The organism is uncultured Porphyromonas sp., assembly GCF_938046015.1.
Lineage (GTDB): Bacteria > Bacteroidota > Bacteroidia > Bacteroidales > Porphyromonadaceae > Porphyromonas.
Genome location: NZ_CALIXW010000046.1, coordinates 89779 through 102115 on the forward strand (window position 1 = coordinate 89779; position 12337 = coordinate 102115).

Sequence of the window (12337 nt, forward strand, 5' to 3'; positions counted from 1 at the left end):
CTCTAAGGCACGGGCTCCCAGGAGCGGCGTATGCTCACTCTTCGCCCTCTCCTAGACTAAGTATTCCTTTGCCCTGATCGGGGCGCCAAACTAGTATGATGGATCGAACGAATATCCTCTGAGGCACGTTCCTCGGCTGCTCCCTTCTCTGCCTCGGGATGCGGCCGCGCCCCCTCACGACAGAGTCCATCCCCCAGCGCAGTAGGGTGAAGATCCAGGCGCAGCCGTGGAAGTCCCGCCTCTTCTACCGCCTTCAGCGGGATAGCACGGGGCAGTACGCGATCTATGACTACTGTGATGCGCGCATAGCCGTCTATCAGTTCAAGGGGGCGCAGCTCTACCATGACTGGGGGATGGATGAGCTGACCTATGTCATCCGTAGGACGGAGACCGAGGGCCGCAGCTATATCTTTGTGGCCTCTCCAGTGGGGAGCCCAGAGTATGTAGAGCGTATCCGCTTCACACCCCTCGATAGTCTCGGCATCGAGTGGCAGGTGGGGGAGGAGCGCTTCGTGGACGCTCGCTTCCGTACTCGCTTCCCCTTCAAGCACTATCCCTGCTACCATGATGCGGAGGATAGCTCCGAGCTCTGCGGCCGTCGCCCTAGCTCGTGGCAGGAGCGTGAGGAGTATGACGAGTTCCCTGAGCCCGAGCAGCAGGGCGTGGCGACCCAGGTGCTGGCGGGCGACTGGAAGGATAAGACCTCCCTCTTCGTAGCGTGGGAGGAGGTCGGGCAGTACGCCTTGCGGACTTATCAAGACCTGAATACCTGTACCTCTTATAGGCTGCGCGACAATAGGCTGATCACTCAGGAGGACGAGTACGTCATCCTCGGGAGCGAGGTCGTAGGGCCGAGCCGCGTCTTCACCGTCTATAACGAAGCCGATACGACAAGGCAGCCGAAGCGCATCACCTTTAGCTCTCGGGACTCCCTCGGGGTGATCTGGGATGTCAATGGCGAGCGCTATGTAGATAGCCTACACCTCAGTAAGGTCTACGTCAAGCGCTACGTCCTTCCCCACCAGTACGAGCTTCGCGACTGAGGCCAAGCGCCCGCAGGCCTACGCCCCTCTGAGCCCCGAGGAGGGCTTGAGATAGGTCGCCCGCTCGGGAAGCCTTGCGCTGGGCTGTCGTGAGGGATAGCCCTCACGGTGCTGACGGGCGTCCCTCAGCTCCGTGACTGCCGTCCCTCAGCCCGCTGAGGGATATCGGTCAGCCCCCGTCCCCTTAGTCCCCAGCTCAGGCTCAAGCAGCGCGCCGCGCGGTCGTGTCCCGCAGCCTACAGCTGGGCTCCCGAGGGGGGCGATGTGCCGAGCTTTGCTGTGTCCCGTCTTTTACTTAGCTTCGCCCTCAGAATCCCTTGGGAAGGACCCTTGGGGACTTAGTAACTACCTAGCGAGCAGCCCCTGGCAATGAACCCTCTGCTGTCCCTCTGGATGAATGTCTACTATCAGTCCTTGCGCTTGCATGCAAAGCTGGAAGGTGCTCCATTCGTTCCCTATGAACTGAGCTACCTCTGGTATAGACTGGGTCCAGCGCATAGACGGATGAGCTATGCTGCCTTCATGTACGAGCGGCAGGACTTGACGAACCGCTTCGTTTCGGACCTAGCTAAGGCTGGCAGTTCTCGTATCTCTGGACTCTCCTCTATCCTACTGGTCTTAGCCTTTACAAACATCCTTCAGTGGCTCTTGGGGGTAAACCTATGGCTCTACTTGGGTAAGTCGTGGCAGGCGGTCATTGCCTTCCCTTTGACGATTGTTGGCCTCTCCATACTCTTCGATCACTATGTCGTCCGATACAAAGGACGCTACATTCCCTACTTTGAGCACTATGCCCAGGAGCCCCCTGCAAAGCAGTGCCAGCGTCGCTGGGTGGCTATGCTGCTTATGATCCTTATCTGCCTTGGAGCCTTTCCCATGATCGCCCTCCTCTAGCATCAAGCCTTGATGGAAGCCCTGTCGGGCCCTCTGCTTGAGTTGCCGATCCGCAGCACGTCTTGCCCGAGCTAAAGGTCTAGCATGGTCGCACGAGGAGCATGACGAGCACCCTTATAGCCCCAGTCGGGACACCAAGCTAGTATGATGAATCGAACGAACATCCTCTGGGGCGCGCTCCTCGCCTGCTCCCTCCTCTGCCTCGGGATGCGGCTGCGCCCCGTCACGGCAGAGCCCGTCCCCCAGCGCAGCAAGGTGAAGACCCCGGCGCAGCCGTGGAAGTCGCGTGTCTTTATCCGCCTGCAGCGAGATAGCACGGGGCAGTACGCGATCTATGACTACTGTGAGGCTACGAACCCCCGCTATACGATCGAGGGTAATCGACTCGTCGCGACCTTCGGCATGGAGGAGTATACCTATGACATTCGTAAGCGCGAGGCTCAGGGACGCAGTCAGGTCTTCACGCTTACTGCAGAGGGAAACCCAAAGTATGTAGAGCACCTCCGCTTCACACCCCTAGACAGCCTTGGCATCCAGTGGCAGGTGGGGGAGAACCGATACGTGGACGCTCGCTATCGGAGTCGCTTCCCCTTCAAGCACTATCCCTGCCCCCATGACGCGGACGATAGCTCCGAGTACTGCAGCCGTCGCCCTGCCTCGTGGCAGGAGCGTGAGGAGTATGACGAGGTCCCTGAGCCCGATCCGCAGGGCGTGGCGACCCAGGTGCTGGCAGGTGACTGGAAGGATAAGACCTTCCTCTTCATAGAGTGGGAGGAGGTCGGGCAGTACGCCTTGCGCACTTATGAAGACCTGAATACCCGTACCTCTTATAGGCTGCGCGGCAATAGACTGATCACTCAGGAGGACGAGTACGGGATCCTCGGGAGCGAGGTCGTAGGGCCGAGTCGTATCTTCACTGTCTATAAGCAAACGGATACGGCAAAGCGGCCGAAGCGTATCACCTTTACCTCTCGGGACTCCCTCGGGGTGATCTGGGATGTCGATGGCGAGCGCTATGTAGATAGCCTGCACCTCAGTAAGGTCTACGTCAAGCGCTACGTCCGCCCCCACCAGCCCGTGCTCCGTCCCTAGCGCACGCGAGCCTTAGACCAACTATACCAATAGCTAAGAAGATGAAACAGCGTAGTATCCTCTGGGGTGGCCTCTTAGGTCTCGCCCTCCTCTGCCTCGGGATGAAGCCCCAGTCCGCGGAGCACCAAGGGGCACAGCCCCAGTCAGGGGTGAGCAAAGTGCAGCAGCGGTCGTGGGAGCGGCGTACCTTCTTCCGTGTCAAGCGGGACCGCCAGGGGCGCTACTCCTTCCGTAAGTACGGTACGATGGTCCCGAGCTATCGGATCGACGGCAAGAGCTTCGTCTACACGCGAGGGAAGGAGGTCGAGTCCTTCCTCATCCGCAGCAGTGAGGACCGCGGGGCGAACCGCATCTTCTCGCTCTACTACGAGCGCGACCCTGAGGGAGTGAACTTGTACTGCTTCGTCCCCTTGGATAGCCTCGGGATGCTGTGGGAGATCGATGGTCAGCGCTTTGTGGACAGCGTCTATCTCGATCGGCTCCTAGCTCAGCCCGACACGGTGAAGAAGTAAGCTCTACGACGGGCGTTAGGGGGCTTGCTGGCCTTTGAGGTGAAGTTATCTCGGGTATTTGCTATGTGGTCTGTGCTTGCTTTGATCGGGAGTAACCTCCACTATCAGGTCTTTCGCTTCTATGCGAAGACGATCTACGGTGCGCCCTTCGCGCCCTACGAGCTAACGCGCTACCTCTACCGCAAGACTACGCCGCGAGCAGGCTGGACCTATGAGGAGTATATGCAGCACAGACAGCGGCGGATGAACGAAGCAGTGGATAAGGTCCCCGAAGTCTATGCCCTGAAGCCCATGTTTGTCATTCTGATCATTGCTTTCACCGCCCCTGTTTATGCGCTTGTCCTTGGTGTGGGTGTGCTCTGGGGCTTAGATAGGGGACCTCTAGGGATAGCCTACTGCGTCCTTCTTACCCTCCTGAGCGGTGTCGTGTACTATAGGCTTAGCTTTTTCAGAGGAGACATCCAGCTGTACTTCCGCTTCTTCCGCATGGAGCCTCCGCAGATGCAGTGCCGGCGCCGCTGGGGGAGTGTGCTCCTGCTGATGCTGCTGCTCTTGGAGTGCTATGTCGGCATGTCCTTACTGCTATGAGGCGGGGCTCGTATTGGGGGGAGGGGCTGCTGCTCCTCTGAAGGGAGGCGGCGGAGCGCAGTCTTGGCGGTATGGGGGATTTGCGCTATCTTTGCGGTGGGTAAGTCCTATACGACCAGCTCCCTTTGACTCCCCCAGGGCTTGATCGCAGCAAGGGTATTAGGTCGTAGCGGTGCGATATAGGTCGCTTACCCACCTGCCTCTTTAGCTCAGTTGGCCAGAGCACGTGATTTGTAATCTCGGGGTCGTTGGTTCGAATCCGACAAGAGGCTCCACCAGACGCAGCGCTATCGATCCCCGAGGTCGGTAGCGCTGCGTCCTTTAAGGCACTCGGGCTAGTGGGGGACGAACTTATCCCCTTGGCCCTTAGTTATACGAGCATTATGGTACTCTACAATACGACCTTCGTCATGGCGCCCGCCACGGTGGGCGAGTTCATCGAGTTTATGCGTACACACTACCTGCCCGTGCTGGAGCGCGCGGGGCAGGTGGAGGGGCTGCGCCTGCACCGCGTCCTGCGTGAGGACGGCGATGTGGATAGTGAGAGCTATGCCCTGCACTTCTACGTGCCGAGCGGCTACCACCTGCAGGAGCTGCTCTCGGATCATGGGCTGGGGCTGGCGCAGCGCCTGGTGGATACCTTCGGCGAACGTGTCCTGGGCTTCAGCACCATCCTCGAGGAGGTTTCCCTCGAGCTGACCACTTCGCCTCTAGTGCACTGATGCCCCAGCACGAACGCATCATCATGGGCATAGACCCAGGTACCATCGTGATGGGCTACGGCCTGATCGTGGTGCGTGGGCAGGAGGCGCGGCTGCTGGCCATGGGCGTCATCAAGCTCGACAAGTACGAGGATCACTACCTGCGTCTCAAGCGTATCTACGACCGTGTGCTCTCGCTGGTGGACGAGTTCCACCCCGATGAGCTGGCCATCGAAGCCCCCTTCTTCGGGAAGAACGTGCAGAGTATGCTCAAGCTCGGCCGCGCCCAGGGCGTAGCTATGGCCGCGGCGCTGGCGCGTGACCTCCCGATCACCGAGTACGTCCCGATGCGTATCAAGCAGGCCATCACGGGCCGCGGTGCGGCCTCTAAGGAGCAGGTCGCGGGCATGCTGCAGCGCTACCTCAAGATCCCCCAGGCCGATATGCCGCGCGAGCTGGACGCCACGGACGGCCTTGCGGCCGCCCTCTGCCATCACTTCCTCACCTCCTCGCCCCTGCAGCGTGCCTCGGCGGGCGCGGCCAAGAACTGGGCGGACTTCGTCAAGCAGAACCCTGAGCGTGTCAAGCGCTAGGCAAGCATACAAGCGCCCTGCTCCCTAAGCCACGACGGCCTTCGGGAGCAGGGCGCTTTTTTATTGGGGTTAAGGGCGAGGGCGCTGGCCTTTGTCTCCCGAGTGAGGGCGAAGGGAAGGCGAAGGAGCTCCGCCTAGTTCCCCGAGGCGCGATACAAGGCGCGGCGGCGTGGTGACGGCCTTAGCTGATCGCGCTGAGGGCTATCCCTCACGCGGCTGATGGCTATCTCTCACGGCGCTGACTGCCATCCCTCAGCTCCGTGACGGGTATCCCTCGTGAGCCTTCGCCCTTAGCGCTGGGCTCCATACGGATCCTTGGCCGCCTCCTCAGCCTTCCTTACTCCCTACGCTGGGGGCTCAGTCGGGTTAGGGTAGGGGGAGGCAGCGGCTACCCTATGAGTAGAGGCGGGGCGGGTGTTTGATGCCTCGCGGGCTATTTCGTACCTTTGTGAAAGCGTGAAGGATATAGAAGCTATACATCTATTATATAAGGGGCGCGTCGAAGGGCGCGGCTTGAGCTACAGGCGGATACTGCTGCAGGTGGCTCTAGTGCTGTGCCTATTGCTCAGCGCCCTGCTTCCCGTCGCGGCTCAGAGCCTAGGGACCAGCGCCACGCAGGGACTGCCCGCTCAGCTGAGCCCTGAGGCGCAGATCAGCTTCCTCGCCGCCGCGCCGAGTGCCGAGGCCTCCTATACGCTCTACGGCCATGCGGGGCTGCGTGTACAGGATGCCGTGCAGGGCTTGGATGTGACCTTCAACTACGGGATCTTCAACTTCGACGACGACTTCACCATCCGCTTTACCCAGGGCAAGACGGACTACCTGGTCGTCCCCATGCCCACCGAGGCCTATCTGGCCGAGTACCTCAGCCGTGGTGCCGTGCGCGAGGTGACACTCCTCACCGATAGCCTGCAGCGTGCCCAGCTGTGGGCGCGACTCCTGGACAACATCCGTCCCGAGAACGCTACCTACAGGTACAATGCCTTCCGCAACAACTGCAGCACCCGCCCCATAGACCTCTATCTGGAGACGCTCCCGGGCTATGATCCCAAGCAAGGGCCGCCTACCCTCTACTATGTCGACCCCGCCGATAGCGTGCCACCCCGTAGCTGGCGCAGCGTGATCAACGAGCTGGAGGCGCCCTCGCCTTGGCTTGTCTTCGGCACGGACCTGGCGATGGGGCGTGAGCTGGATGATCTGATGACGCTGCGGGATCAGTTCTTCATCCCGCTGACGGCTGCCGAGCTCTTAACCAAGCTCTTCGTCTGCTATCCTACGGCTGAGGGCCCGCGCAAGATCCGCCCCGTGCTCTCGGCACGCTGGCTGGAGGCTCCCGAGGGGGTGACTCCGCCGCCCGCGCCCGTCGAGGACTCCTTCTGGTCGGAGCTCCTAGCGCCGCTGCCCGTCTTTAGTCTGCTGCTCTTCGCCTCGATTGGGCACTTCATCCTCCGCCGTCAGAGGCGTCGTCTCCCAGGGATCGTGGAGGGCTTGATCTTCCTCCTAGCAGGCCTTGCTGGCACGCTCCTCTGCTTCATCGTCTTCGTCTCGGAGCATCCGATGACCTACCCCAATGTGGCGGTACTGGCGCTGAATCCCCTCTACCTCGCCTCCTTCGTCCTGCAGCTCTTCGGTGCGCGCTGGATGCTGCTCCGTCGCCTGGCCTATCGCGTGGAGCTTGTCCTGCTCCTGCTCTGCCCGCTGCTGGCCTACCTCACGGGGCAGACACTCCACCCCGCCATGTACCTCCTCATCGCGGCCCTCGCGCTGTGGATCCTGGCGCGCCTGCTGTACCTCATGCCTCGCCCACGTCCCGAGGTGGACCCTAGATAAGTAATGAGTAAGTTCCTCTCCCCCCTAGAGCAGCGCAGCATGCGCTACTTGATGACCTCGCTGCTAGCCCTCGTGGCGATGCAGCAGGGACTACGTGCCGAGGAGCTCCCTCGGCTCGTGGTCTACATCACGGTAGAGGATCTACGCACCGACTACCTCGAGCAGCTGCAGCCGCTGCTGGGCTCGGGCGGCTTCGGGCGCCTCATGCAGGAGGGCAAGGTCTATCCCCGCCTTAGCTATCCGCTGGCCGAGCTCAATAGAGCCTCCGCCACCGCTACGCTCCATACGGGAGCCTACCCCGCCACGCACGGGGTGGAGCGCCCTGTCGTCTGGCTGCCGCACGCTGGCCGCGTGCAGGAGCTCTTCTACGACACTAATTATCAGGGGAACTATACCCGCGACAGCTATTCGCCCAAGGCGCTCTTGGTACAGACGCTGGGCGACCGCATGAAGGAGGCTTCGGGCGGCTCGAGTATCGTCTACAGCCTCTCGGCCGATGCCGCCACGGCTATCGCTGCAGGCGGCTGGACGGCCAACGGAGCCTACTGGCTCGATAGCCGCATGGCGGCCTGGTCCAGCAGCAGCTACTACGAGCGTATGCCCGCCACGCTGGAGGCCTACAATCGCAGCAGCGACGGGCCCAATAAGCGCCTCGTCTCAGGGCAGCTCGCTTGGTCACCCCTTAGCCGCTATACCAGCCCGGCACAGAGCTGGTCGGACTGGGGGCGTAGCTTCAGTCACCGCTATCCCAGCGGGGATGCCCAGGCCTTCAAGCGCAGTGCGCTGGCTAACGAAGAGGTCACGCGCCTGGCGCTCAAGCTTATCGACCAGGGCGGCTATGCCGAGAGCAAGACCCCAGGCCTCCTAGCCCTCTCCTACAGCCTCGACGTAGCCCCCGAGGGGCAGACGAGCGAGCTGAGCAGTGAGGAGGTCGATGCCTACGTGCGTCTTGACCGAGATCTGGCGAGCATCGTCAGCGAGCTGGAGCGCAAGCTCGGCCGCGGGCGCTGCCTCATTGCCCTGACGGGCACAGGCTACAGCCACTACCGCAGGCCACGGCCCAAGGCCTTGGAGGCGCATTCGGGGCGCTTCAGTGCCAAGAAGGGCGCGGCCCTGCTGAACCTCTATCTCTCCGCCCTGCATGGTCAGGGCAGCTGGGTGGAGCGCTGCGCTGATGGCCGCCTCTACCTGAACAAGAAGCTCGCTGAGAGCCGCAAGCTCAGCCTCGCCTCACTGCAGGACGAGTCCGCCGCCTTCCTCGCTGAGATGGAGGGCGTAGGAGCGGCCGTCGCTGGCGGGCGCCTCATGCAGGGCGCTGCGGGTGAGCTGGCTCTAGCCCTTCGCCGTGCCGTCCACACCCGCTATCAGGCAGATGTCTACTGGAGTCTGCTGCCCGGCTGGGAGGTGGAGGAGAGTGCCGACAGCCCCAACCTATGGCTGCAGGCCCTCAGCGTCGATACCCCCTGCATCCTCTGGGGAGCGGGGCTCACGCCTAAGACCTTCGACTATCCTATCCTCGCGGCGCCCGACGTCGTCAAGGCCATCGCCCGTGTCCTGAGGATACGCCCCCCCAACGCCGCCTACTAGCCGAGAGGCTCGTAGACCCTACTGCGCCCTCCTCGGAGCGTGCGCCGAGCCCCTCTGAGGCCTAGCCTAGGCCATGGGCTCCCCCCGCCTTTGGGGGAGCTTCCACACCCTTTCCAAGCAACAAACACAAGATACATAATGGGATTTACAGACTTTCTGTCGAAGCTCTTCGGCAACAAATCACAGCGTGACCTCAAGGAGATCACCCCTTGGGTGGAGCGTGTCAAAGCTATTTACCCCGAGATCGACGCCCTCAGCCACGATGAGCTGCGTGCACGCACGGCAGCCCTTCGCCAGCGCATCCAGGACTATGTCGCCAACGAGCGTGCCGAGGTAGAGGCCCTCAAGGCCAGCGTCGAGGGCAAGGACCTCGATGCTCGCGAGGAGATCTGGAGCAAGGTAGACAAGCTCGAGAAGGAGATCCTCGACAAGCTGGAGCTCGTCCTCGACGAGATCCACCCCGAGGCCTTCGCCATCGTCAAGAGCACGGGGCGCCGCTTTGCGGAGGCTCCCGAGCTGCGAGTACAGGCTACGGACTTCGACCGCGAGCTCAGCGTGACGCACGACTTCGTCCGTATTGAGGGCGACACGGCCGTCTATCAGAACCACTGGGTCGCTGGGGGCAACGAGATCACCTGGGACATGGTGCACTACGATGTGCAGCTCTTCGGGGGGACGGTACTGCACCGCGGCAAGATCGCCGAGATGGCTACGGGTGAAGGTAAGACGCTGGTGGCGACGCTGCCCGTCTTCCTCAACGCCCTCACGGGGAACGGTGTGCACGTCGTCACCGTCAACGATTACCTCTCCAAGCGTGACTCGGAGTGGATGGGCCCCCTATACATGTTCCACGGTCTCAGCGTCGACTGCATCGACAAGCACCGACCCAACACGCCCGAGCGCCGCGCGGCCTACAACGCTGACATCACCTTCGGGACGAACAATGAGTTCGGCTTCGACTACCTGCGCGACAATATGGCCACCAGCCCCGAGGACCTTGTGCAGCGCAAGCACAACTATGCTATCGTGGACGAAGTGGACTCCGTGCTCATCGACGACGCCCGTACGCCACTGATCATCTCGGGCCCTGTGCCCAAGGGTGACGACCAGCTCTTCGAGCAGTTCCTGCCCAATGTGGAGACCGTCGTCGAGGCGCAGCGCCGCCTCTGCCAGCAGCTCCTCATCGACGCCAAGAAGAAGATCGGGAGCGACGACAAGAAGGAGCAGGAGGAAGGCTACTTCCTACTCTTCCGCTCCTACAAGGGTATGCCCAAGAGCAAGCCTCTGATCAAGTACCTCAGCGAGCCTGGTATCAAGACCGGTATGCTCAAGGTCGAGGAGGAGTACATGGCCGACAACATGCGCCAGATGCATATCGTCACCGACGAGCTCTACTTCGTCATCGACGAGAAGCAGAATAGCATCGAGCTCTCGGACAAGGGTATCGACCTCTTGACGCAAGGCACCGATGACAGCCGCTTCTTCATCCTTCCCGACATCGCTTCGCTCCTGGCGGAGCTTGCCGCTGAGGGCCTCACGCCCGAGGAGCACGCTGCCCGCAAGGAGGCGCTGCTCTCCGACTACGCCGTCAAGAGCGAGCGCGTACACACGGTCAACCAGCTCCTCAAGGCCTACACGCTCTTTGAGAAGGACGACCAGTACGTCGTCATGGACGGCAAGGTAATGATCGTCGACGAGCAGACGGGCCGTATCATGGACGGCCGTCGCTACTCCGACGGGCTGCACCAGGCTATCGAGGCCAAGGAGCGCGTCCACGTGGAGGCCGCTACGCAGACCTTCGCCACGATCACGCTGCAGAACTACTTCCGCATGTATCACAAGCTCTCTGGGATGACCGGTACGGCCGAGACCGAGGCTGGTGAGCTGTGGGATATCTACAAGCTGGACGTCGTGGTCATCCCCACCAACCGCCCCATCGCGCGCCACGACCTCAACGACCGCATCTACAAGACGGCCCGTGAGAAGTACGCTGCCGTCATTGAGGAGATCGTCCGCCTCGTCGAGGGTGGACGCCCCGTGCTGGTCGGTACGACCTCGGTCGAGATCTCGCAGCTGCTGAGCAAGATGCTCACCCTGCGCAAGATCCCCCACAATGTCCTCAATGCTAAGCTCCACCAGAAGGAGGCCGAGATCGTCGCCCAGGCAGGTAAGCCCGGTGTCGTGACCATCGCCACCAACATGGCTGGGCGTGGTACCGACATCAAGCTCACGCCCGAGGTCAAGGCTGCAGGTGGGCTCGCGATCATCGGTACCGAGCGCCACGAGTCGCGCCGTGTAGACCGCCAGCTGCGTGGTCGTGCAGGTCGTCAGGGTGACCCCGGGTCCTCTGTCTTCTTCGTCTCGCTGGAGGACCACCTGATGCGTCTCTTCGCCTCCGACCGTCTCTCCGCGATGATGGACAAGATGGGCTTCCAGGAGGGCGAGGTACTGGAGCACAGCATGCTCAATAAGGCCGTAGAGCGCGCACAGAAGAAGGTCGAGGAGAACAACTTCGGCATCCGCAAGCGTCTCCTCGAGTACGACGACGTGATGAACTCCCAGCGTGAGGTCATCTACAAGCGTCGCCGCCATGCCCTCATGGGTGAGCGTATCGAGATGGACGTCATGAATACGCTCTACGACGCTGGGCGTATCCTCGTCGACGCACACCGCGAGGCCGAGGACTTCGACAGCTTCAGCGTGGACGTCATGCGTACCTTCGCCATCGAGGCGCCCTTTGACGCGGAGACCTTCCGCAGGACCAAGGCCGATCAGCTAGCAGACCTACTCTACGACGCCGTCGAGGCCGCCTTCCAGCGCCGTGCCGCTCTGATCGCCGAGCAGGCCTATCCTGTGCTCCATCAGGTCTACCAGGAGCAGGGCCAGATCTACGAGCGCATCATGGTACCGCTGACCGATGGCCGTCTGGTCTACAACGTCAGCTGCAACCTCCGCGACGCCGATGCCAGCGAGGGCCGCACGATCATGAAGGAGTTCGAGAAGTCCGTCGTCCTGCACCACATCGATGAGGCGTGGAAGGAGCACCTGCGTGAGATGGACGAGCTGCGCAACTCGGTGCAGAACGCTAGCTATGAGAACAAGGATCCCCTCCTCGTCTACAAGCTGGAGTCCTACGAGCTCTTCCGCCAGATGATCGAGGAGATGAACCGCAAGACGGCCTCCGTGCTGATGCGCGTCCACCTCAACATCGCGCCGCCTAGTGACCAGGAGCTCCGCGAGCTCGAGATCCAGGCAGCCGAGACGCAGCGACAGATCGCCGAGCAGCAGTACCGCGAGGGACGCGATGAGGTCGGCAGCGAGGCGCACGAGGAGGCTCAGCGCCGCACGCCTGCCCGCGCTACGCACAGCGTCGGTCGCAATGACCTCTGCCCCTGCGGTAGCGGCAAGAAGTTCAAGCACTGCCACGGCCGCGGCCTCTAGCTCCGAGCCCTCAGCGAGCGCCTGAAAGGCTCATCAACTGAGCGCAGCGCCTCGAC

The 12337-nt window shown here is 61.9% G+C and carries 10 protein-coding genes and 1 tRNA gene; all 11 read left to right on the top strand.

Going from position 1 to position 12337, the window contains the following annotated elements:
* Window positions 1-158: 158 nt before the first annotated feature.
* The 11 genes from Q0248_RS06895 to secA all read left to right on the top strand — a co-directional run bounded on the left by Q0248_RS06895 (window position 159) and on the right by secA (window position 12281).
* A complete protein-coding gene (locus Q0248_RS06895; protein WP_299320988.1) occupies window positions 159-1043 on the top strand; it encodes a hypothetical protein in 885 nt (294 codons plus the stop codon).
* A gap of 504 nt (window positions 1044-1547) precedes the next feature.
* Window positions 1548-1937, top strand: a complete 390-nt coding sequence (locus tag Q0248_RS06900; protein ID WP_299320995.1) for a hypothetical protein — start codon at window positions 1548-1550, stop codon at window positions 1935-1937.
* A 144-nt stretch (window positions 1938-2081) separates the two neighbouring features.
* Entirely contained in the window at window positions 2082-3029 is a 948-nt protein-coding gene (locus Q0248_RS06905) for a hypothetical protein (protein ID WP_299320996.1), read from the top strand.
* Between the two features lie 41 nt (window positions 3030-3070).
* Complete coding sequence (locus tag Q0248_RS06910) at window positions 3071-3541, top strand: hypothetical protein (RefSeq protein WP_299320997.1); 471 nt, start codon at window positions 3071-3073, stop codon at window positions 3539-3541.
* A gap of 72 nt (window positions 3542-3613) precedes the next feature.
* Window positions 3614-4129: a hypothetical protein gene (locus Q0248_RS06915; protein ID WP_299320998.1), complete on the top strand. Its 516-nt coding sequence runs from the start codon at window positions 3614-3616 to the stop codon at window positions 4127-4129.
* Window positions 4130-4327: 198 nt separating this feature from the next.
* Window positions 4328-4404 (top strand) — tRNA-Thr (locus Q0248_RS06920).
* A gap of 108 nt (window positions 4405-4512) precedes the next feature.
* Window positions 4513-4851, top strand: coding sequence for a DUF4286 family protein (locus tag Q0248_RS06925; RefSeq protein ID WP_299321000.1), 339 nt, complete (start codon window positions 4513-4515; stop codon window positions 4849-4851).
* On the top strand, window positions 4851-5423 hold the full coding sequence (ruvC, locus tag Q0248_RS06930) for a crossover junction endodeoxyribonuclease RuvC (RefSeq protein ID WP_211788796.1): 573 nt from the start codon (window positions 4851-4853) through the stop codon (window positions 5421-5423). Before Q0248_RS06925 ends, ruvC begins: the two co-directional genes overlap by 1 nt.
* Window positions 5424-5984: 561 nt before the next feature.
* A complete protein-coding gene (locus Q0248_RS06935) occupies window positions 5985-7253 on the top strand; it encodes a DUF4105 domain-containing protein (RefSeq protein WP_299321002.1) in 1269 nt (422 codons plus the stop codon).
* A 3-nt stretch (window positions 7254-7256) separates the two neighbouring features.
* Window positions 7257-8840: an alkaline phosphatase family protein gene (locus Q0248_RS06940; protein WP_299321003.1), complete on the top strand. Its 1584-nt coding sequence runs from the start codon at window positions 7257-7259 to the stop codon at window positions 8838-8840.
* 138 nt (window positions 8841-8978) lie between these two features.
* Window positions 8979-12281 carry a preprotein translocase subunit SecA gene (gene secA / locus Q0248_RS06945; RefSeq protein WP_299321004.1) on the top strand — a complete coding sequence of 1101 codons (3303 nt, stop codon included), beginning with the start codon at window positions 8979-8981 and terminating at the stop codon, window positions 12279-12281.
* Window positions 12282-12337 lie beyond the last annotated feature (56 nt).

Coding starts and splice junctions, on each gene's coding strand:
- Q0248_RS06900 (WP_299320995.1), top strand. CDS start 1,548: ATGAGCTATGCTGCCTTCATGTACGAGCGGCAGGACTTGACGAACCGC.
- Q0248_RS06905 (WP_299320996.1), top strand. CDS start 2,082: ATGATGAATCGAACGAACATCCTCTGGGGCGCGCTCCTCGCCTGCTCC.
- Q0248_RS06940 (WP_299321003.1), top strand. CDS start 7,257: ATGAGTAAGTTCCTCTCCCCCCTAGAGCAGCGCAGCATGCGCTACTTG.
- Q0248_RS06910 (WP_299320997.1), top strand. CDS start 3,071: ATGAAACAGCGTAGTATCCTCTGGGGTGGCCTCTTAGGTCTCGCCCTC.
- Q0248_RS06895 (WP_299320988.1), top strand. CDS start 159: ATGCGGCCGCGCCCCCTCACGACAGAGTCCATCCCCCAGCGCAGTAGG.
- secA (WP_299321004.1), top strand. CDS start 8,979: ATGGGATTTACAGACTTTCTGTCGAAGCTCTTCGGCAACAAATCACAG.
- ruvC (WP_211788796.1), top strand. CDS start 4,851: ATGCCCCAGCACGAACGCATCATCATGGGCATAGACCCAGGTACCATC.
- Q0248_RS06925 (WP_299321000.1), top strand. CDS start 4,513: ATGGTACTCTACAATACGACCTTCGTCATGGCGCCCGCCACGGTGGGC.